Annotated in this window: 21 protein-coding genes and 1 pseudogene; 21 read left to right on the forward strand and 1 reads right to left on the reverse strand. The window is 43.0% G+C overall.

Going from position 1 to position 22,554, the window contains the following annotated elements:
- Window positions 1–507 precede the first annotated feature (507 nt).
- Window positions 508–813: a hypothetical protein gene (locus PG418_RS15595; protein WP_242859502.1), complete on the reverse strand. Its 306-nt coding sequence runs from the start codon at window positions 811–813 to the stop codon at window positions 508–510.
- Between the two features lie 251 nt (window positions 814–1,064).
- On the opposite strand from PG418_RS15595, the pseudogene PG418_RS15600 reads away from it, so the two are divergent.
- The 21 genes and pseudogenes from PG418_RS15600 to PG418_RS15700 form a co-directional block, all read left to right on the forward strand.
- Window positions 1,065–1,619: pseudogene (locus tag PG418_RS15600) on the forward strand (recombinase family protein); the annotation flags it as partial.
- A gap of 40 nt (window positions 1,620–1,659) precedes the next feature.
- A complete protein-coding gene (locus PG418_RS15605; RefSeq protein WP_368281639.1) occupies window positions 1,660–1,767 on the forward strand; it encodes a hypothetical protein in 108 nt (35 codons plus the stop codon).
- Window positions 1,768–1,879: 112 nt separating this feature from the next.
- Window positions 1,880–2,038 (forward strand): hypothetical protein, encoded by a 159-nt coding sequence (locus PG418_RS15610; protein ID WP_008370207.1) that lies wholly within the window; start codon window positions 1,880–1,882, stop codon window positions 2,036–2,038.
- A gap of 38 nt (window positions 2,039–2,076) precedes the next feature.
- The gene (locus PG418_RS15615) at window positions 2,077–2,808 is read left to right on the forward strand and encodes a tyrosine-type recombinase/integrase (protein ID WP_256171318.1); all 732 of its coding nucleotides are present in this window, start codon (window positions 2,077–2,079) and stop codon (window positions 2,806–2,808) included.
- Window positions 2,799–3,236, forward strand: coding sequence for a tyrosine-type recombinase/integrase (locus tag PG418_RS15620; RefSeq protein WP_022221001.1), 438 nt, complete (start codon window positions 2,799–2,801; stop codon window positions 3,234–3,236). The genes PG418_RS15615 and PG418_RS15620 overlap by 10 nt, the downstream gene beginning before the upstream one ends.
- 17 nt (window positions 3,237–3,253) lie before the next feature.
- Window positions 3,254–5,905, forward strand: coding sequence for a DNA mismatch repair protein MutS (gene mutS / locus PG418_RS15625; RefSeq protein WP_498837673.1), 2,652 nt, complete (start codon window positions 3,254–3,256; stop codon window positions 5,903–5,905).
- 33 nt (window positions 5,906–5,938) lie between these two features.
- Window positions 5,939–8,059 carry a DNA mismatch repair endonuclease MutL gene (gene mutL / locus PG418_RS15630; RefSeq protein ID WP_498837674.1) on the forward strand — a complete coding sequence of 707 codons (2,121 nt, stop codon included), beginning with the start codon at window positions 5,939–5,941 and terminating at the stop codon, window positions 8,057–8,059.
- Between the two features lie 9 nt (window positions 8,060–8,068).
- Entirely contained in the window at window positions 8,069–9,034 is a 966-nt protein-coding gene (gene miaA / locus PG418_RS15635) for a tRNA (adenosine(37)-N6)-dimethylallyltransferase MiaA (protein WP_172676610.1), read from the forward strand.
- On the forward strand, window positions 9,034–10,329 hold the full coding sequence (locus PG418_RS15640; protein ID WP_008370218.1) for a methionine gamma-lyase family protein: 1,296 nt from the start codon (window positions 9,034–9,036) through the stop codon (window positions 10,327–10,329). The genes miaA and PG418_RS15640 overlap by 1 nt, the downstream gene beginning before the upstream one ends.
- Window position 10,330: 1 nt before the next feature.
- The gene (locus PG418_RS15645; RefSeq protein WP_349123699.1) at window positions 10,331–11,566 is read left to right on the forward strand and encodes a BaiN/RdsA family NAD(P)/FAD-dependent oxidoreductase; all 1,236 of its coding nucleotides are present in this window, start codon (window positions 10,331–10,333) and stop codon (window positions 11,564–11,566) included.
- Entirely contained in the window at window positions 11,559–13,211 is a 1,653-nt protein-coding gene (locus PG418_RS15650; protein WP_195479429.1) for an NAD(P)/FAD-dependent oxidoreductase, read from the forward strand. The genes PG418_RS15645 and PG418_RS15650 overlap by 8 nt, the downstream gene beginning before the upstream one ends.
- Window positions 13,212–13,316: 105 nt before the next feature.
- The gene (locus PG418_RS15655; RefSeq protein WP_008370229.1) at window positions 13,317–13,577 is read left to right on the forward strand and encodes a DUF4321 domain-containing protein; all 261 of its coding nucleotides are present in this window, start codon (window positions 13,317–13,319) and stop codon (window positions 13,575–13,577) included.
- A 66-nt stretch (window positions 13,578–13,643) separates the two neighbouring features.
- Window positions 13,644–14,354, forward strand: coding sequence for a RadC family protein (gene radC / locus PG418_RS15660; protein ID WP_008370231.1), 711 nt, complete (start codon window positions 13,644–13,646; stop codon window positions 14,352–14,354).
- 21 nt (window positions 14,355–14,375) lie between these two features.
- On the forward strand, window positions 14,376–15,398 hold the full coding sequence (locus PG418_RS15665; RefSeq protein ID WP_008370233.1) for a rod shape-determining protein: 1,023 nt from the start codon (window positions 14,376–14,378) through the stop codon (window positions 15,396–15,398).
- Window positions 15,399–16,286: a rod shape-determining protein MreC gene (gene mreC / locus PG418_RS15670; RefSeq protein WP_008370236.1), complete on the forward strand. Its 888-nt coding sequence runs from the start codon at window positions 15,399–15,401 to the stop codon at window positions 16,284–16,286. It abuts the gene before it with no gap.
- Between the two features lie 2 nt (window positions 16,287–16,288).
- On the forward strand, window positions 16,289–16,816 hold the full coding sequence (gene mreD / locus PG418_RS15675) for a rod shape-determining protein MreD (protein ID WP_173826051.1): 528 nt from the start codon (window positions 16,289–16,291) through the stop codon (window positions 16,814–16,816).
- A gap of 61 nt (window positions 16,817–16,877) precedes the next feature.
- A complete protein-coding gene (locus tag PG418_RS15680; RefSeq protein WP_498837681.1) occupies window positions 16,878–19,718 on the forward strand; it encodes a penicillin-binding transpeptidase domain-containing protein in 2,841 nt (946 codons plus the stop codon).
- A 19-nt stretch (window positions 19,719–19,737) separates the two neighbouring features.
- Window positions 19,738–20,382, forward strand: coding sequence for a septum site-determining protein MinC (locus tag PG418_RS15685; RefSeq protein WP_022221007.1), 645 nt, complete (start codon window positions 19,738–19,740; stop codon window positions 20,380–20,382).
- A 13-nt stretch (window positions 20,383–20,395) separates the two neighbouring features.
- Window positions 20,396–21,187 (forward strand): septum site-determining protein MinD, encoded by a 792-nt coding sequence (minD, locus tag PG418_RS15690; protein ID WP_008370246.1) that lies wholly within the window; start codon window positions 20,396–20,398, stop codon window positions 21,185–21,187.
- Window positions 21,188–21,198: 11 nt separating this feature from the next.
- Complete coding sequence (locus PG418_RS15695; RefSeq protein ID WP_022221008.1) at window positions 21,199–21,429, forward strand: cell division topological specificity factor MinE; 231 nt, start codon at window positions 21,199–21,201, stop codon at window positions 21,427–21,429.
- Entirely contained in the window at window positions 21,426–22,550 is a 1,125-nt protein-coding gene (locus PG418_RS15700; RefSeq protein WP_055157102.1) for an FtsW/RodA/SpoVE family cell cycle protein, read from the forward strand. The genes PG418_RS15695 and PG418_RS15700 overlap by 4 nt, the downstream gene beginning before the upstream one ends.
- The last annotated feature ends 4 nt before the right edge of the window (window positions 22,551–22,554 follow it).

Raw genomic sequence — 22,554 nt, forward strand, 5'->3', positions numbered from 1 at the left:
GTTTCATCACCGCCGTGTTTGAGATATGCCCTGCATATGTTTACTGCGGTGGCGAAATTAATTTTATAGACGTGTTTGGTATTTTTAGATGTTTTTACCACAGCGTGAGAAGTCACTAATTCACAGAAATTATACAGAATCATACGAGCATTGATTTCCCCAATTAATACTAAATTGACTACTCCAGCATCACCTATTGATCATATCTTTATTAAAGGATTTATAAAAAATACATGTAGAGTGTCGCAACCAACAGAGTGTTCTGATCATTTAATTTTATGGGCTGAAGAAAAATAGTTAGTAGTTCTGAAAAATGGAATTATTTTATATAAAGGAGCGGACAAATTCTCATTTACAGGGAGCGGAAGATTGAGCTGGATAAAATACCCAGCTCAATCTTCCACATGGAATACATCTTCCACCAGCATATTAAGGGTGATAGGGTAGAGCAATAAAACAGATTAGATGGAAAGGGAAGAGGCACCGTTACATAGGTACCTCTTCTTTTTAAAGAGTTGGCTCTTTCCCTGATACAGGAATTTGTATCTCCGGAGCATTGAGCAGTGCTGTGAAATTCTGCTGAATGATTTCCAGAGTTTTCAGCTTTTTCTGTAATTCCTGTTTTTCCCGAACAGTAGAAGTCTGTTCAGATTCAAGATTTTCAATCTGCTTCTGGATTTTATTAGAGCTTGGGATTTTGGTAATACCGAGATCCTGAAGCTCTTTTTTTAGTGAATCGTGGAGCTGGTATTCTGCCTGATGTTTGGTGCGGTATACTTTTGGGTTTTTGGCAGATTTGCAATCTTCAATCACTTTACGGCAGAGTCGGTAAGAATCGCAGTGCTTTTGAATGATTTTCTGTGTGCTTAGCGCACTGTTAATTTGTATTATTCTCTGTTCAGCCGCTTTAACAGAAGCATCAACGTCAGAAATATGCTGCTGGAAATCTTCATAATTCAGCAGATTATTTTCGGAAAGATAGTTGAAGGTGCGGGCTGTCTCTTTTAGATTATTTAGTTTTGCCCAACGTTCAAATCCTTCTCGATTGCCGGTTGTAACATACGTGCCGTGACATTTCTATTAAGATCAGGAGTAATCTTGAGATTAAGAGGGAAAAAGGGGAATGCGTGACTCCGTTTGTAGCATTTGGATACAGGAAGACAAAGACAGATAAGCATAAATTAGAGATTGACCCATCTGCAGGCAGTGTAGTACAGGATATTTTTAAGATGAAGCTACGGGGAATGAGTCAGGATGCGATCGCTAATCGTTTAAATGAACTGGGTATTCTTTCACCATTTGAATATAAAATCAGCAGCGACAGTCATTATGAAACTGGCTTCCGGCAGAAAGAGCAGGCACTTTGGAGTTCTGTTACAGTCCGTAGGATACTGGAAAACGAGGTTTATATCGGAAATCTTGTGCAGGGAAAAAGGACAACACCGAACCATAAAGTGAAGCAGACTTATGTGAAACCGGAAGATGACTGGATCCGGATTGAGAAAAATCATGAGCCACTGGTGAGTGACCGTGATTTTGAAATTGTTCAGAGACTTCTGGGCATGGATACACGTACTTCACCTGACCAAAAGCAGGTATCCAAAACTTCTTTTATCAGTAAAAGAAGCCTGCAAGTTAACAGGAGTGTCCGAAAAAACAATGCGTTCTTTAGCTTATGAGCAAAAAATGATGGTGCGAATAGGAAAAAGAACTTTAATTCACAAAAAAAAATTAGAAAAATGGATTGACTATCAAGTGCGGCATTGAGTATTTTATCCTATAGTACCCAAAAAGAGCTTCTTGAAAAGCTCATTAAAATTTGATACTATTAAACGGATGAAGTACCTGTCCATGGGTCAAGAAAAGACAGGTGATCGTCATGGGAAAAGATCTAACAGGCAAAGAATTAGGAAAAGGGTTTACCCAACGAAAAGATGGGCGTTATCAAACACGCATATCACTTGGAGGAGGAAAGAAACCGATATGCCTATATGGTCATACTTTAAAAGAAGTTAAAAAGAAAAGGGAAAATTATTAGAAAAAACAAAATACGGATTAGATATAGACACACACAAAATAACTCTAAATCAGTGGTTTGAAAAATGGATGGAACTCTATATCGTAAATAGGATAAAAAAAACAACAATTCGGAATTATATCGATTCGTATAATCGGTGTATAAAATATATAGGCTATATGAAATTAGCAGATATTCAAATCACGCATGTTCAAAATATGGTTATTGAACTAGCTAACAAAGGCTATAAAAAATCCACTATCCGTTCTACTGTTTCTGTCGTATCCAGCTGTCTTGAAAGAGCTGTAATCGGAAAAATGCTTTTATTCAATCCATGCAGAGGGATTGTTTATCCGGAAATAACGAATAAAAACTTCAAACCGGTCAAAATAGCAGGACAGAATTTGAAACGCATGACAAACGACGAAATCATAAGGTTTTTTGATGTAGCAAGAGATACTCGATATTACGAATTATATATGCTGCTTCTTTTTACAGGAATGCGGATTGGAGAGGCGTGTGCATTGGAATGGAAAGATGTTGACTTTCAAAACAACTATCTCCATGTGTATAAAACAATCAATATTGTCCCTGTTTATTACGATGACAACGGGAACAAACTAGATAGACCTTATTACATCAAGCAAATTACATCTCCAAAAAGAACCGCAAGTATAAGAAAAATCCCTCTATTCAAGGCGGCAGTTGATGCGTTATATAGTTGGCGCGAAAAACAGCTTGCTGACAAAAGAAAGTACAAAAAAAGTGGGGGATTAAAAATTTGTTATTAAATGATTATCCTCAATTGATTTTTACGACACAAGAGGGAAATTGTTTTATGCCGACACAGGCAGAAAAAGAGTGCCGACGGATAACTTCCATAATGAATAATCATGAAAAACAACAGGCACTAACAGAAAATAGGGAATATCATATTTCCAATATTCATCCTCATTTATTCCGCCATACGTTTATTACATTGTGTTATGAATCTCATATGGATCCAGCGTCTATAATGCTTATTTCCGGACATAATGATATTGATATGATGAAACATTATACACATCCGGACTCCGTATTTATTAACAGCGAGTTTAATAAATATACAGGTTATATGCATAATTATTCATTCCGTTCAAATGCAACAATTGATCAGGATTTACAAATTTGGTCAAAAGATGGTCAAATTAGCATACCACAAACGCTGAAACCCTTATAAAATAAGGAGATTTTGACATGACTAACAACCTAACACCGATGATGAAGCAATATATGCAGACAAAAGAGGAATACAAGGATTGTATCCTTTTTTACCGCTTAGGAGATTTTTATGAAATGTTCTTCGACGATGCTCTCACAGCGTCAAAAGAGCTGGAAATTACTCTGACTGGAAAGAATTGCGGACTGGAAGAACGGGCACCGATGTGCGGAATCCCGTACCATGCAGTTGACAGTTATCTGAACCGTCTGGTATCAAAAGGCTATAAGGTAGCAATCTGTGAGCAGGTAGAGGATCCGAAAACTGCAAAAGGAATTGTAAAACGGGAAGTTATCCGTGTAGTAACACCTGGAACCAACCTGGATACTCAGGGACTGGATGAAACAAAGAACAATTACATTATGTGTATTGTCTATATGGCAGACCGGTACGGACTTTCGGTTGCGGACGTTACAACCGGGGAATATCTGGTGACAGAACTGGATTCCCAGACAAAACTGATGGATGAGCTTTACAAATTTATGCCGTCTGAGATTGTCTGCAATGAAGCATTTTACATGAGTGGACTGGATTTGGATGATCTGAAAAACCGTCTGCATATGGCAATTTATTCACTGGAAGCATGGTATTTTGATGATGCACTCTGCCGGGAAACTTTGCAGGAACATTTTAAAGTGGCTTCTCTTGAAGGGATTGGACTTTCGGATTGTGAATGTGGGATGATCGCGTCCGGTGCGCTTTTAAAGTATCTGGAAGAGACGCAGAAGAATTCCCTGTCTCATATGAGCCGTCTGACACGTTATGCAACGGGTAATTATATGGTTCTGGACAGTGCTACAAGGCGTAATCTGGAGTTGGTTGAGACTTTGCGTGAAAAGCAGAAAAGAGGATCCCTTCTGTGGGTACTGGATAAGACAAAGACGGCAATGGGGGCGAGAACCCTTCGGAAATATGTAGAACAGCCATTGATCGACAAGGAATCCATTGTCAAAAGGCTGGATGCAGTTGCGGAATTGAAGGACAATGCTATTTGTAGAGAAGAAATCCGGGAATATTTGAATCCGGTGTACGATCTGGAGCGTCTGGTTGGGAAAATCACCTATCAGTCAGCAAATCCAAGAGACCTGATTGCATTTCAGAGTTCCCTTTCCATGCTCCCGTCGGTAAAATGCATATTAAAGGATATGGAGAGTGACCTTTTAAAAGAAATTTATGAAGAACTGGATCCGCTGGAAGAACTTTGTGATCTGGTCGGACGGGCGATTCAGGAAGAACCGCCGCTTGCCATGAAAGAAGGCGGAATCATCAAAGACGGTTATAATGAAGAAGTGGATCGTCTTCGAAAAGCAAAATCCGAAGGAAAGGACTGGCTTGCTGATCTGGAGACCAGGGAACGGGAAAAGACCGGGATTAAAAACCTGCGGATCCGTTATAATAAAGTATTCGGTTATTATCTGGAAGTTACCAATTCGTTCAAAGATCTGGTTCCGGATTATTATACAAGAAAGCAGACCCTTGCCAATGCGGAGCGTTATATCATTCCAGAACTGAAAGAGCTGGAAGATACGATTCTGGGAGCAGAGGATAAACTCTGTGCACTGGAATATGAGCTTTACTGTGAGGTGAGAAATACTATCGCAGCAGAGTTGACCAGGATACAGAGAACAGCAAAGGCAGTTGCAAAGCTGGATGTGATAGCTTCTCTTGCACTGGTTGCCGAGCGCAACAACTATGTACGGCCAAAGATCAATGAAAAGGGCGTGATCGACATTCGTGATGGGCGACATCCGGTGGTGGAAAAGATGATCCCGAATGATATGTTTATTGCCAACGATACTTATCTGGATGATAAAAAACAGCGCATTTCCATCATTACCGGACCAAACATGGCTGGAAAATCCACCTATATGCGTCAGGCTGCGCTGATCGTACTGATGGCACAGCTGGGATCCTTTGTGCCGGCGTCTTCAGCAAATATTGGACTTGTGGACCGCATTTTTACCCGTGTGGGAGCGTCAGATGACCTGGCAAGCGGACAGAGCACCTTCATGGTGGAGATGAACGAAGTGGCAAATATTCTGCGAAATGCGACAAGCAAGAGCCTTCTGATCTTGGATGAGATTGGAAGAGGAACCAGTACCTTTGATGGATTGAGTATTGCTTGGGCGGTTGTCGAGTATATCAGCAACAGCAAGCTTCTTGGGGCAAAGACCTTATTTGCAACCCACTATCATGAGCTTACCGAGCTGGAAGGCAAGATTAGCAATGTCAACAACTATTGTATTGCGGTCAAGGAAAAAGGTGATGATATCGTATTCCTGCGTAAGATCGTAAAGGGTGGAGCAGACAAGAGTTATGGTATCCAGGTCGCAAAGCTTGCAGGAGTGCCGGATCCGGTCATTAACCGCGCCAAAGAGATCGTAGAAGAGCTGGTGACAGCGGATATTACCGGAAAAGTAAAGGATATTGCGGTACAGGGAAGTGAGACGAAGAAAAAAACGCAGAAGAAGCTGGATGAGGTGGATCTGACACAGTTTTCTCTGTTTGATACCGTAAAAGATGATGATGTGTTAAATGAGTTAAAGGAACTGGATATCAGCCATATGACGCCAATGGATGCCATGAACAAACTGTATCAGCTGCAGAATAAGCTGCGGAACAGATGGTAGGCTGGTCCATAAGAGAAAGGAAAGAAGAATCGAATGCCGCATATAGAATTGCTGGATCAGATTACAATTGATAAGATAGCAGCCGGGGAAGTGATTGAACGCCCGGCTTCTGTTGTGAAAGAGCTGGTGGAAAATGCGATTGACGCAGGATCTACAGCGGTGACTGTGGAGATTGAAGAGGGCGGGATTTCTCTGATACGAATTACGGATAATGGTTGTGGGATCGCGAAACAGGACGTGGAAAATGCATTTCTGCGCCATTCGACCAGCAAAATCCGCAGTGCAGAGGATCTGACACGTTTGTCTTCTCTTGGGTTCCGCGGAGAAGCGTTGTCGAGTATTTCGGCAGTTGCAAGAGTGGAATTGATCACGAAGACAAGAGAAGACGTATTTGGGACAAAATATATCATAGAAGGCGGAAAAGGAAGAACGCCGGAGGAGACCGGAGCGCCGGATGGGACGACCTTTCTGGTGCGTCAGCTGTTTTTCAATACACCTGCCAGGCGCAAATTCCTGAAGACGCCGATGACAGAGGCAAGCCATATCAGTGATCTGCTGACCAGACTTGCCCTTTCCCATCCGGATATTTCCTTCCGGTTTATCAACAATGGACAGGTAAAGCTGCATACTTCCGGGAACGGGAAGATGAAAGATGTCATTTACCACATTTACGGACGGGAAATTGCGAACAATCTGATCCCACTGGAATTTGAAAAAGATGGCGTAAGGATGTCCGGATATCTGGGAAAGCCAGTGATTAACCGTGGAAATCGAAATTTTGAAAATTATTTTGTCAACGGGCGTTATGTAAGGAACAGTATTCTTGCAAAAGCGATTGAAGATGGATACAAAGATTTTACGATGCAGCATCGTTATCCGTTTGTTGCATTCCAGATTGAGATCAATCCGGAAAAAATTGATGTAAATGTGCATCCATCCAAGATGGAACTTAGGTTCAGTAACCAGCAGGGGATTTACAATCTGCTTTATGAGGCGATCAGTAAAGGATTGCATGAGCCGGAGTTGATTCCGGAAGTGGAAATGTCTGAGATCAAAGTACCGGGAATGTCTGAAAAAAGACAGGAAAAGAAAACTGTTATAAGAGATGCGGGAAATCCATATCGAACAGATGGCACTTCACCTAAGATGCGAAAGAGTTCCGTTCAGGAGGGGGCAGAGCGAGCGGAATCCTGGTCGCAGTCAGAGATGCCGTCAGCAGAACTTCAGACACAGATAAGTACAGAAAAGACAGTCTCAACCGGTGACGAAAAGCTGGATTATTTTATGCAGAAGATGAGGGAGCGGGTTTATGCCAGTCATCTTACAGAAGCAAAAGAAGAGCAAGAGAAGAATATCGGTGCCAAAGAGTCAAAGATGGCTGCATTAGATGAAAATCCGGCTGTAGATATCCAGAATAAAGAAACAGAAAACAGAGCGTATTCTGATAAAAGTAAAGAAAAAACAGAGCGTGATCCAGAAAAAACAGAGTCAAATCTGTTTTTGAAGGATTTGAAAGCAAAAAAAGTAAAACAGTTAGATTTGTTTGAAGAGCAGATTTTAAAGAAAGAGGCAAGACAGGAATACCGGATCATCGGACAGGTTTTTGAAACCTACTGGCTGATCCAGTATCGTGACAGCCTCTATATTATAGACCAGCATGCCGCACATGAAAGAGTCCTTTATGAAAGGGCCCTTGCAGGAATGAAGAAGAGAGAGTATACTTCACAATACTTGAGCCCACCGATCATCCTGAGCCTTTCTATGCAGGAGATTGATGTGTTGGAGACATTTAAAGACCGCTTTACGGCAATCGGGTTTGAAATTGAGCCATTTGGTGGTGACGAGTACGCAGTTCGCGCAATTCCGGATAATCTGTTTGGAATCGCCAAAAAGGAACTGCTTCTTGAAATGTTGGATTCCCTGTCGGATGGGTTATCGACCAGTCTGGAACCAGAGCTGATTGATGAGAAGATTGCGTCCATGTCCTGCAAGGCGGCTGTCAAAGGAAATATGAAGCTGTCCTATGCAGAAATGGATGAACTGATCAATGAACTGTTGTCCCTGGATAATCCATATCATTGTCCGCATGGCAGACCAACGATCATTGCGATGACAAAGCGGGAACTGGAAAAGAAATTTAAGCGTATTGTGTAGGAGAAGAACATGACACAGATGACAGAGAAGAAAAAGCCACTGATCATATTGACAGGCCCGACTGCTGTCGGAAAGACAGCTGCGTCGATTGGCCTTGCAAAAGCAATTGGAGGAGAGATCATTTCGGCGGATTCGATGCAGGTATACCGGCACATGGATATTGGTTCCGCAAAGATTTTGCCGGAAGAGATGAAAGGTGTGAAACATTATCTGATCGATGTGCTTAATCCGGAAGAGGAATTTAATGTAGCTGTTTTTCAGAAGATGGCAAAAGATGCAATGGTAGAGATCTATAAGAGAGGACGTATTCCGATTGTTGTAGGTGGCACGGGATTTTATATCCAGGCGCTTTTGTATGACATTGATTTTGAAAAGGGAGAAGAAAACACTGCCTATCGAAAGAAGCTGGAAACGTATGCAAAGGAGCATGGTGCGCAGGCACTCCATGACAGGCTACGGGAAGCGGATCCAAAGTCGGCAGATGCAATTCATGCAAATAATGTAAAACGGGTGATTCGTGCTCTGGAATATTATCATGAGACAGGAACAAAGATTTCCGAACATAATGAAGCAGAACGGGAGAAGGATTCCCCGTATCAGTTTGCGTATTTTGTTCTGAATGATGTGCGTAGCCGTTTGTATGAGCGGATTGATCGTCGTGTGGATCTGATGGTGGAGCAGGGGCTTGTAGATGAGGTGACTGCTTTAAAGACCAGAGGATGCACAAGGGAAATGGTTTCAATGCAGGGACTTGGATATAAGGAAATTCTGGATTATCTGGATGGAAAGAATTCACTTGAAGAAGCGGTAACGATCCTGAAAAGGGATACCCGTCATTTCGCAAAACGTCAGTTGACCTGGTTCCGCAGAGAGCGGGATGTGAACTGGATCCAGAAAGAGGAATTCGGATACGATGAAGAGAAGATTTTGCAGGCAATGCTTGCGATACTGAAAGAAAAGGAGATTACAGATTAATGGATATCAGTCAGAAAATACAGAAATTATATGAACAGACCGGAATTTCACCGGAAGTTCATGACTTTGGAGAAAAAATTGAAAAATCACTGAAAGAACGTTTTGATAAGATCGATAAGATGGCAGAGTTGAACCAGCTGAAGGTCATTCATGCCATGCAGGAAGCAAGGGTGAATGCAGAATGCTTTAACTATGCATCTGGCTATGGATACAATGATTTCGGAAGAGATACGCTGGAAAAGGTGTATGCAAATGTCTTTCATACCGAAGATGCGCTGGTAAGACCACAGATTACCTGTGGAACCCATGCACTTGCTTTAACACTTTCTGCAAATTTAAGACCTGGTGATGAACTGCTTTCCATCGCAGGAAAGCCTTATGACACACTGGAAGAGGTCATTGGAATCCGCCCATCCACAGGTTCCCTTGCAGAATATGGAGTAATCTATAACCAGGTGGACCTGCTGCCGGACGGAAGCTTTGACTTTGATTCGATTGAAAAAGCGATTGGCGAGAAAACAAAGCTGATCACGATTCAGCGTTCCAAAGGATATCAGACAAGACCGAGTTTTTCTGTGGATCAAATTGGGGAAGCAATTGCATTTGTCAAGAAGATCAAACCGGAAGTCATCTGTATGGTAGATAACTGCTATGGTGAATTCGTAGAAGAAAAGGAGCCAAGTGATGTGGGTGCGGATCTGGTTGTCGGTTCCCTCATCAAGAATCCGGGCGGCGGACTTGCCCCGATCGGTGGCTATGTGGCTGGAAGAAAGGATCTGATCGAGCAGTGTGCTTACCGCCTTACTTCTCCTGGACTTGGAAAAGAAGTGGGTGCTTCACTTGGTGTGATGCAGTCGTTTTATCAGGGACTTTTCCTTGCACCGACTGTTGTTGCAGGTGCATTAAAAGGTGCTATTTTTGCGGCGAATGTATATGAAAAGCTTGGTTATGCAGTTGTACCGGACGGAAAAGAGGAACGCCACGATATCATTCAGGCGGTAACACTTGGAAGTGCGGAAGGTGTAATCGCATTCTGTCAGGGAATCCAGGCGGCAGCACCGGTTGACAGTTATGTAACACCGGAACCGTGGGCAATGCCGGGATATGACAGTGATGTGATTATGGCGGCAGGGGCATTTGTACAGGGATCGTCCATCGAACTGAGTGCAGATGGACCGATCAAAGAACCGTATGCAGTATATTTTCAGGGAGGTCTCACCTGGGCGCATGCAAAACTTGGTATTTTAATGTCTCTTCAGAAGTTATATGAAAAAGGAATTGTAAAGGAATTATAGAATGAAAAAAAGAGTCATCATCATCGGCGGCGGAGCAGCTGGCAGTATGGCTGCACTTACGGCGGCGCAGAACGGCGCAGATGTACTGCTTCTGGAACAGAATGAAATAATTGGCAGAAAAATACTGTCGACGGGTAATGGCAGATGTAACTTTACCAATCGTTTTCAGGATCCATCCTGCTATCGAAGCGATAATAGCGGATTTGCATGGAAATCAATCGGAAAATTTTCTGAGCCTGAGACAACATCTTTTTTTAAAAATCTTGGAATTTATCCGAAGGATAAAAATGGCTATCTGTATCCCTGGTCCGAGCAAGCCTCGGCAGTGAGGGAAGCGCTGGAGTCTGCGCTGAAACTGGCAAAGATCCGGATTCATACCGGAGTTCGCGTATTTGGGATCATACCAAAGAAAAATGGTTTTCAGATCAGTTTTTCAAAAGATGGGAAAAAAGGAATGATTTCCGGTGAGGCTGTGATCCTTGCGGCCGGATCAAAGGCAGCTGCAAAGCTAGGGAGTGACGGAAGTGGATATGACCTGGCAAAAATGCTGGGACATAAGCTGGTTCCGGTTGTCCCGGCTCTGGTACAGCTCCGGTGCAGGGAAAAGCTGTACCGGCAAGTCGCAGGCGTTCGTACTCATGGAAAAGTAACGGTTTTTATCGATGGGACAGAAACGGCTTCTGATATCGGCGAGCTGCAGCTTACGGATTATGGTATTTCCGGGATTCCGGTCTTTCAGATCAGCCGTTATGCAGCGAGAGGTCTGTATGAAAAGAAAGAAGTTTTTGCAGAACTGGATTTTATGCCGGATTTTGGAGATGTAGAATTTTTGCAGATGTTAAAGGAACGGAAGATAAGGCTGGATGGTCTTGTGATGGAACAGTATTTTAATGGGTTATTCCACAAAAAGCTTGCCGGTGCGTTGCTTAAGAGAATTGGAATTTCAGGAACAATGCCGGTGCATGACCTTAGTGAAGAGAATCTGGAAAGACTTTGCCGGATCTGTAAGCATTTCCGTACTTATATTGATAAGACAAATCCGTTTGAACAGGCGCAGATATGTGCGGGTGGTGTAGATACAAGCGAAATTGATCCGGACACGATGGAGTCGAAGCTTGTAAAAGGACTTTATTTTGCAGGAGAAATTCTGGATGTAGATGGAATCTGCGGAGGTTACAATCTGCAGTGGGCATGGACCAGTGGTTATCTGGCAGGGAAAGGAGCGGCAAATGCTTAGAATCAGTCAGCTGAAGCTTCCGGTTACGCATACGGAAGAGGATTTGAAGAAAAAGATTGTGCACACACTGATGTGCAGGACAGAAGCGGTACAGAGCTATGAGATTATCAAGCAGTCTCTGGATGCCAGAAAGAAGCCAGAGCTGTTCTATGTCTATACTGTGGATGTAAAAGCGGACAATGAAAAACAGCTTTTGAAGATGCTTACCCGAAAAAAGCGTGCAGGCAATGTGCAACTCCATGAAGCAATGCCATATGTTTTTCCGGCAGGAGGCAACGAAAAATTGAAGTCACGTCCGGTAGTTGTCGGATGCGGTCCTGCCGGACTTTTCTGTGCGTATTTTCTTGCAGAATATGGGTATCAGCCGGTTCTTCTGGAACAGGGGGCACCGGTAGAAGAGCGACAGAAAGATGTTGAGGAGTTCTGGAAGACGGGGGTGCTGAAACCGGATTCCAATGTGCAGTTTGGAGAAGGCGGAGCAGGGACGTTTTCAGACGGAAAACTAAATACACTGATCAAGGATCCGGTGGGGCGCAATCGTAAGGTGCTGGAGATTTTCGTGGAAAACGGAGCACCAAAAGACATTCTTTATGTGAATAAACCACACATTGGAACGGATATTCTACGGACTGTGATCAGAAATATGCGTGAGAAAATCCTTGTGTGGGGTGGTGAAATCCATTTCCATACACAGATGACAGAGGTCCTTTTTACGGAAAATACAAGGCGGATCAGAGGGATCGTATATGAAGATCTTCTGAAAAAAGAAAAAGAAGAAATACAGACGGAGACGCTGGTTCTGGCACCGGGACACAGTGCGCGGGAGACCTTTGCGATGCTCTTCGAGAAAAAGGTTCCGATGGAGGCAAAATCCTTTGCGGTTGGTGTACGTGCAGAACACCCGCAGGAGCTGATCAATCATTCCCAGTATGGGGATGCAAAGGCATCTCTTCCGGCAGCAGCCTATAAGCTGACTGCAAAACTGCCGGATGGAAGAGGTGTATATTCGTTCTGTATGTGTCCGGGAGGCTATGTGGTTAATGCGTCTTCGGAGGAGGGATATCTTGCGGTCAACGGAATGAGCTATCATGCCCGCGACAGCCACAATGCCAACAGCGCAATCGTTGTGACGGTTACACCGGAGGATTTTGAAAGCGACCATCCGCTTGCCGGAATTGCATTCCAGAGAAAACTGGAAAAGGCAGCTTACAAAGCAGGAAAAGGGAAAATTCCGGTACAGAGATACGGGGATTTTTACCGGAGTGTGACCGGAAAAGAAAAGGGAAAAACCGAAGCAGAAGTCTGGTATCAGGGACATGAGCCATGTATGAAGGGTGCGTATGAAGAGACAGACCTGGCGGGAATTTTTCCGGCAAAGATCAGTAGCGCGCTGGTGGATGGGATGGAAGATTTTAACAAGAAAATTCGAGGTTTTTCGCATCCTCTTTCCATTCTTTCCGGAGTGGAGAGCAGAACCTCTTCGCCGGTACGGATCGTAAGAGATAATCATTCGCTGGAAAGCGTGATTGGAGGACTTTATCCTTGCGGAGAGGGCGCAGGATATGCCGGCGGGATTACGTCGGCGGCAGCAGACGGTATTAAAATCGCAGAAAAAATTCGACAAAAATATGCACCGTTTTTATAGAAAACAGCTGTGTTAAGAAAAAAATAATATTTAAAAAGTCTATACACGTTTTTTAAAATATGCTAAAATGATACCAGTTTGTGATTCAAAAGAGGAGGAGTACAGATGAGAGGAGCCGGAAGTAAGAATGCCTGGGCGTTATTTCTGCTGATTTTGGCAGGAATTGTTCTGGGTGGCTTTATCGGTGTGCTTGCAGAAGGGGTTCCAGCACTTAGCTGGCTTTCTTATGGACAGACTTTCGGGGTAGAGACACCGATTGTTTTGAACCTCGGACTTGTCGTTATTACGTTTGGTCTTACGATTAAGATCACGATCGCAAGCATTATTGGAGTGATTATCTCCATATTCATTTATCGTTTCTTATAGGATGTATAAAGCATCCCATATACAAGGGTGGAGAGTCTGGTGTGAATCAACAAATCCTGCAAAAGGATGAATCAAAAAAATACCATTCGAGAAATGTTATCAGAAGAGCGGCCATATGAAAAATGTGAACGCTTTGGGGCGGGCAGTTTAACAGATATTGAATTGCTCGCTGTTTTGTTAAGGACTGGAACAAAGGGAGAGAGTGCACTGGATCTTGCCAGGAAGCTTTTTTATCCCGGAGAAGGTACACAGCCACAAGCCAAAGCCCATCTTCAAAGCTGGACAAAAGAAGAACTGCTGAAAATCAGTGGAATCGGAAGAGTAAAGGCTATTCAGATTTTATGCCTTTGTGAGCTTTCCAAGAGAATGTCCCAGCTTTCAGCCAGAGAAGATCTGGATTTTTCAAGACCGGATACAATTGCAGCATATTATATGGAAGATATGCGCTATTACAGGCAGGAGCATTTGAAACTGCTGATGCTGAATACGCGTTCCAGACTGATCGGAGAAAGCGAAATTTCGAGAGGGACAGTAAATATGTCCGTAATTTCCCCGAGAGAGCTTTTTATAGAGGCATTGCAAAAGAACGCAGTCTATATTATATTGTTGCACAATCATCCAAGTGGTGATCCGATGCCGAGCAGGGAAGATATTCTTGTGACGCAGCGCATCCGGGAGGGCGGAAGCCTTCTTGGAATTGAACTTCTGGATCATATCATTATTGGTGATAACTGCTATGTATCACTCGCAGAGCAGAAGCTGCTTAAGGAAAAGTAGTATGGAAAGGAACTTTAGATTATGGCGCGAAATATTTACGGTCTTGATCTCGGGACTTATGAGATCAAGGTGTATGATAAAAAGCAGGACAGTACGTGGAAAGAGAAGAATGTAATTGCTATTGTGGACGGAAAAGAGATCTTGGCTGTCGGCGATGAAGCATATGCGATGTTCGAGAGAACACCGGGAAATATTGAAGTGGTGTTTCCGATGAAAGAAGGTGTAATCAGCAGATTTACGGATATGCAGTATCTTCTTCAGAATCTGCTGAAGAAAGAGCGCCGTTTTACAAGAGGATCAGAATATCTGATCGCAGTACCTACGGATGTCACAGAAGTTGAAAAACGGGCGTTTTTTGATCTGGTTGTTCATTCAACGGCGAAAGCAAAAGAAGTGAGTATTGTAGAACGCGGTGTTGCGCAGTGTATCGGAATGGGAATTGATGTCCGGAAGACAAAAGGGATGCTGATCGTTGATTTTGGTGCGGCTACAACCGAATTATCTGTAGTAGGTTCAGGTGGCATGGTACTTAATAAAATGCTTAAGATCGGTGGTATGACATTTGATGTGGCAGTTCAGAATATGGTCCGCCGGAATTATGATTTTCTGATCGGAAGACAGACAGCTGAGGCTCTCAGAAAACGTTTTGGAGTGCTTGGCGGAAATGGAAAAGCTTCCATGGTGGTTGCCGGACGTAATCTGGTTGTTGGTGTACCAAGATACCAGGAAATCCCAAGCAGTGCGGTACGGGCTGCGATGAAAGAATCTCTGGAAACCTGCACTTCGCAGATTGGTCAGTTGATTGAACGGACCCCACCGGAGGTAGCCCGTTCAATCAGAAAGAATGGAATCTGTCTGACGGGTGGTGTTTCCAGGCTACCGGGGCTTGACCGGTACATAGAAGCTGTGACTGGATATCCGGTGCATGTGGCTGCTAAGCCGGATCTGTGTGCAGTAGAAGGGCTGCGACGGATGATCAATTCAAAAGAACTTAAAAAACTTTCGTACTCAATGTTGGATGAAAATTATAGGTGGATAAGATAGATGAAAAGAAAGAATCAATTTTCAACATCAAATAAATACTGGTTGCTGATCCTTGCTATCATATGTATTGTATTGATGGGACTTTCCGGATTTGCAGAGTCCGGGAAAGGACCGCTTTCCTGGGCAGCAGGTTACACGATCGTGCCGATGCAGAAAGGAATCAACCGTGTCGGGATGTGGATCGGCGATGTTTCAGAGAATTTTGCAACACTTCAGGAAATAAAAAAAGAAAACAAAGAACTGAAATCCCGCCTGGAAGAGATGACGACTGAGAATAACCGGTTGCAGCAGAATTCAGCAACGCTGGAAAGATATAAAGAACTATATAAGATGGATCAGAATACAGCGGATTATCCGAAAGTTGCTGCGAATGTAATCGCCAGCGAGAATAGCAACTGGTTTTCGAAATTTACGATTGATAAGGGAAGCAATGATGGGATCAGAGAAGATATGAATGTCCTATCTGGAACCGGACTGGTTGGAATCGTCACAGAAGTCGGACCGAACTGGGCAACAGTAAGTTCGATTATCGATGATAAAAATGTAAGTGCCATGATCCTGACAACCTTTGACAAATGTATTGTAAGCGGAGATCTGCAGACGGTGCAGGACGGACTTTTAAAATTTGAACAGCTTGCCAATAATGAAAATGAAGTGGCGGTTGGAGAACAGGTTGTAACATCGAATATCAGCAGCAAATATCTGCAGGGACTTCTGGTTGGATATATTTCAGAGGTAAATGTAGATTCCAATAACCTGACAAGATCCGGATATATCATTCCTGCTACGGATTTTAAGGAATTACAGGAAGTTCTTGTTATTACAACAACAAAGCAGGATCTGATCGATGGAAAAGGTGAAAGTGGAAGCGATAACGGAGGCGAATAGACATGAAAAAGATTAAAAGGATCCTGATCTGTGCTGTGTTGATCACTGTCTGTTTTCTTCTGGAGACAACGGTGTTTCAAAAGCTGGCGTTTGCCTCGATTATTCCGAATCTCCTGATTATCGTGACGTCCTCTTTTGGATTTATGAGGGGACAAAAAGAAGGGATGATCATCGGCTTTTTCTGTGGACTTTTAAAAGATATACTAGGTGGAAATCTGCTTGGATTTTATGCGCTGATCTATATGCTGATCGGATATGGCAACGGATTTTTCCAGAGAGTATTTTATGACGAAGACATCAAACTCCCGTTGGCACTTATTGCCGGCAGTGAGTTTCTATATGGTATGGTGATTTATGTCCTTTTATTCATGTTAAAAAGTGATTTCCATTTTTTGAATTATCTGAGACATGTGATCATGCCGGAACTGGTTTACACGATTCTGGTTACACTTGTTCTGTATCAGATCATTCTGCATATTAACCGAAGACTTGAAGAAGAAGAAAAAAGGAGTGCTAGCAGATTTGTTTGATTTATTGGATCGTCTGAAAAGATGGTTTATCGACTTGGTAAAATCTAGAGTGTTTGTGCTGATGCTTGTGTTTATTGTGCTTTCTACAATTTTGATACAGCGTGTGTTTGTTTTACAGATCGTAAACGGACAGGCATATCTGGATGACTATAAGCTTCAGATCCAGAAAACAAAAGAGGTACAGGGAACCAGAGGTCGTATCCTGGACCGGAACGGAGTGGTTCTGGCAGATAACAAGCTCGCATATTCCGTCACGATTGAAGACAACGGTGACTATGATACGGTTAAAGAGAAAAATAAAATCATCAATGCAACAATTGAGAAAGTGATCAGTATTGTTGAATCGAATGGAGATTCTATTGTCAATGATTTCAAAATTATTCTCAATGATAATGGAGAATATGCTTATTCCATGACAAGCGAGGTGCAGCGTCTGCGGTTCCTTGCGGATGTGTTTGGAAAAGCAACCATTGATAAGCTCAGTAACAAGCAGAAGGCATACAGTGCGGCAGATCTGATGCATTATCTCTGTACAGATGAGACCTACGGTTATGGGCTGGACGAACAGAAGCTGTCCAAAGAAGAAATCCTAAAGCTGGTAACAATCCGGTATTCCATGGGACTGAATCGCTATCAGAAGTATGTGGCTACAACGATTGCAAGTGATGTCAGTGAAAGTACAACAGCTGCTATTATGGAGAACCTGGATACTCTTCAGGGAGTTAATATTGAAGAGGATTCAATCCGTTATTACCCGGACAGCAAATATTTTGCGTCTATTCTTGGTTATACGGGCGTGATTTCACAAGATGAATATGATGCGTTGGATGAAAAGGAGTCGGACTCGTATTCTCTTACGGATGTGGTTGGAAAAGCAGGGCTGGAGCAGACACTGGATAAAACACTTCAAGGTGAAAAAGGTGAAATCAAACTTTATGTTAACAGTGTGGGAAAGGTCATTGAGTCCAAGCAGGGGAAAAAGGCAAAAGCAGGAAATGATGTCTACCTTTCTATTGATGCCAATCTGCAAAAGGCGGCTTATGATCTCCTGGAAGAAAAGCTTGCCGGAATCATCCTTTCCAATCTGACTACGTCTCTGACCTATGACCGTACACAGGCAGAAGAGGGAAGTGATGTGAAGATACCGATTGGTGATGTTTACAATGCATTTATTTCCAATGAGATTCTGAATGTGGGACATTTTGAAACTGCGGATGCCGGGGAGACTGAGAAAAGTGTGTATGCGTCATTTTCTTCCAAAAAGGAGGCAGTGCTTGCAGATGTGATGGCACAGCTGAGTGATTCAGGTGCGCCGGCATATAAAGACTGTGATGAGGATATGCAGGCATATCTCAGTTATATTATCAGTACTGTACTTACCCAGAATGCAGCAATCATTCAGAAAGATTCGATTGATACCAATGATTCTACCTATATTGCGTGGGAAAATGATGAGAGCATCAGTCTCTATACTTATCTGAATTATGCGATCTCCAAGAACTGGATCGATACATCAAAACTGACTGATTATATGAACAGTGACAGTGAGTATTCGGATCAGAATGAAGTATATCAGGGGATTCTGGCGTATATCAGTGCAAATCTTCCTAAGGATTCCGGATTTGACAAACTGATCTACAAGTATATGATACGCAATGAAGAAATCACAGGAAGCCAGATTGGTATGATGCTTTATGAGCAGGGAATTCTGAATTATGATGCAGATGTTTATAATAAGCTTGCGGATGGTACAATGACCGCCTATGATTTCATGTATTCCAAGATTGAAGATCTGGAAATCACACCGGGACAGCTTGGACTGGAACCATCTACCGGATCGGTCGTAGTAACTGACACGAAGACCGGACAGCTTCTTGCCTGTGTATCCTACCCGGGATATGATAATAACCGGCTTGCAAATACCATGGATTCAGGCTATTATACAAAGCTTTTAAATGATCAGTCAGCACCGTTATATAATAATGCGACGCAGGAGAAGACGGCACCGGGATCTACTTACAAACCACTGGTTGCTGTTGCCGGACTGACAGAAAATGTCATTGATACCAGTACGTATATCAGCTGCGGCGGACTCTATGAGAAAATTTCACCGAGTCCACGATGCTGGATTTATCCGGGGTCGCATGGAAGTCTGAATGTGACGAGTGCGATCCAGCATTCCTGCAATATGTTCTTCTATGAAGTTGGATACCGTCTGGGACTTACAAACCAGATGCTCAGTAATGCAAAGAGCAGCGAGTCGGGATATTCTTCTGACCAGGGATGTGAGACGCTTCTGAAATATGCGACTATGTTTGGACTGAACCAGACAACAGGAATCGAAATTCCGGAATCGTCACCTCAGGTATCTGATCAGGACTCTGTACGTTCTGCAATCGGTCAGGGTACTAATAACTATACGACAACTCAGCTTGCAAGATATGTTACAGCAATTGCAAACAGAGGAACTGTTTATAATCTTTCTCTTCTGGATCATGTGGAAAATAAGGATGGTAAGGTAACAAAAACTTACGAACCGAATGTGCTGAACCAGATAGAGGGTGTTTCCGGAAATACATGGGATGCTGTTCAGTCGGGAATGCGGGCAGTTGTTACCAGCAACAGTACATATTCTTCGCTGGGAAATATTACAATGTCAGGTAAAACCGGTACGGCACAGCAGAGTACTACACATCCGGATCACGGTCTGTTTGTTGGCTATGCGCCAAGTGACGATCCGGAAGTCGCATTTGCGATCCGTATCAAAAATGGTTATGAATCTTTATATCCGTCAGAGATTGGAAGAGACCTGATGCGCTATTATTATGGAGAGACAAGCCGTGATGAGCTGATCACAGGGCATGCATCAGCAGCAGGTTCATCATCGACACATGGAGACTAGATTGAGGGGGATCACAGGTATGAAACAGAAAGTCATCATTAAAAGTAATAAATACGGTCTGATTGTTCATATGGATCCTGATGCAGAGTATACAGAGATTCTGAAGGAATTGAGAGAAAAATTTACCGAATCTGCCCGCTTTTTCAAAGATGCGACCATGGCGGTTACGTTTGAAGGGCGGATTCTTACAAAACCACAGGAAGAAGAGGTCATTGGTCTGATCACTGATGTCGCTCATATCCATATTGTCTGTATTTTTGATGCTAATGAAAATACAGAAAGATTATACAAAAAAGTAGTAGAAGACTCTCTTAACAGTTTAACCAGAAAAGAAGGTCAGTTCTACAAAGGTACGCTCAGACAAAGGCAGGTACTGGAGACAGAACAGAGTATTATTATACTTGGCGATGTAGAGTTTGGCGCAACCGTAGTATCCAAGGGCAATATTGTTGTGCTGGGTGCGGTAAGGGGAACGGTACATGCCGGGGCAACAGGAGATCGGAATGCGTTTATTACGGCGTTGTCGATGAGACCGCATGTAATGAAGATTGCAGATATTGTATCAACACATACATATCTTCAGGACGAAACCGTAAGACCAAGTATCGCCCGTCTTGACGGCAAGCGCATTTATATCGATCCACTGGAGAATTTAGAGTGGTAGGAGGATCTGAAAAATGGGTGAAATTATTGTAGTGACATCGGGAAAAGGCGGTGTCGGAAAAACAACAACGACAGCAAATATAGGTGCCGGACTTTCAAGGCTCGGGAAAAAGGTACTGGTGATCGATACGGATCTGGGTCTTCGGAATCTGGATGTTGTCATGGGACTTGAAAACCGGATCGTATATAATCTGGTCGACGTGATCGAAGGTGGCTGCCGTTTGAAGCAGGCGATGATCAGTGATAAGCGTCATGAAAATCTGTATCTGCTGCCATCGGCACAGACAAAGGATAAGTCAGCGATCACACCGGAGCAGATGATCAAGCTTACAAATGAGCTTCGAGATGAATTTGATTACGTTTTACTGGATTGTCCGGCAGGGATTGAGCAGGGATTCCAGAATGCGATTGCCGGAGCTGACAGAGCATTTGTTGTGACAACGCCAGAAGTATCCTCCATTCGTGATGCTGACCGCATCATTGGGCTGCTGGAGCAGAATCACATGAAAAAACTGAATCTTATTATTAACCGTATCAGGATGGATATGGTGAAAAGAGGAGAGATGATGTCAGTAGAAGATGTGACAGAGATTCTTCCTATCGATCTGATCGGAGCAATTCCGGATGATGAACAGGTCGTGATCGGAACGAACCAGGGAGAGGCGGTTGTAGATATGGATTCGCTGGCAGGAAAAGCATATACCAATATCTGCCGGCGTATAACCGGTGAAGAAGTGCCATTTCTCGATCTGGATAAACAGGAAAGTTTGTTTTACAAACTTTCCCATATGTTTAAAAGAAATTAGGAGGATGTATCATGCATGTATTTGAAAGAGGTATGCACCATTCATCTGTCCGCATTGCAAAAGAACGTTTGAAAAGCCTTCTTGTTTCGGACCGGGTGCAGTGTCAGCCAGATACTTATGAACTTTTGTGCGGAGAATTATACCACACAATCGGAAAATACATGAAGATAACCGAAGATAATTTTAAAGTGGAAATAACACGTTCACAGATTAGAATCAACTTGACAGGAGAAAAATCGTGAGATTACCAAAAAAGACAAAACCTTATCATTTAAAAGATGTGAAATTCGGTCTGGTCATTTCTGTTATTGCTATATCGATTATTGGAGTTATGGTAATCGGAAGTGCAAAGCAGGCAGTACAGGGAAGACAGATCATAGGACTTGTCGCCGGAGTGATCCTGATGATCATTCTTTCGATGATAGACTATGTATGGCTTCTGAACTTTTACTGGATTTTATACGGGATCAATATCATTGCACTGGTATGTGTAAAGCTGTTTGGAACCAATGTAAATGGTGCACAGCGGTGGATCGATATCGGAGTGACGAATTTTCAGCCATCAGAGCTCAGCAAAATACTGGTTGTCGTATTCTTTGCAAAATTTCTGATGAATCATGAGGATGATCTGAACAGTGCTGCAACCATCCTGAAAGCAGTAGGACTGATTGCACCAACACTGATCCTGATCGTTCTTCAGCCAGACCTTTCAACAACCTTATCCATAGCGCTTGTTTTTTGTGCTATGATGTATCTGGCGGGACTGAGTTATCGATTTATCGGAACCCTGATTGCGATTCTGGTTCCGGTTACGATTATTTTTATCAGTATTGTTGTACAGCCAAATCAGCCATTTCTGCACGATTATCAGCAAAAGCGTATTCTGGCATGGCTGGAACCGCAGAAATATGCAAGTGATGAAGCTTACCAGCAGAATAATGCAATTATGGCGATTGGTTCCGGACAGCTTACCGGTAAAGGACTGAATAATAATACAACCACATCCGTGAAGAACGGAAATTTTATTTCTGAGCCACAGACAGACTTTATTTTTGCAATTGTAGGTGAAGAATTAGGTTTTGTGGGTTGCTGTATCGTGATTGGTCTGTTATTATTGATTGTAGTACAATGCATATTGATAGGACTCAGGGCACAAGATCTGGCGGGGCGGATTATTTGCTGCGGTGTAGCCGCGCAGATAGGATTTCAGTCGTTTATCAATATCGGCGTGGCAACAGGGATCTTACCAAATACAGGAATTCCCCTTCCGTTTGTTAGTTACGGACTGACTTCGCTTATCAGCTTATATATGGGAATTGGCATTGTATTAAATATAGGGCTTCAGCCTAAAAAATATCAGTAAAAGG

The organism is Bariatricus sp. TF06-38A (genome assembly GCF_027690675.1).
Taxonomy (GTDB): Bacteria; Bacillota; Clostridia; order Lachnospirales; family Lachnospiraceae; genus Allocoprococcus; species Allocoprococcus comes.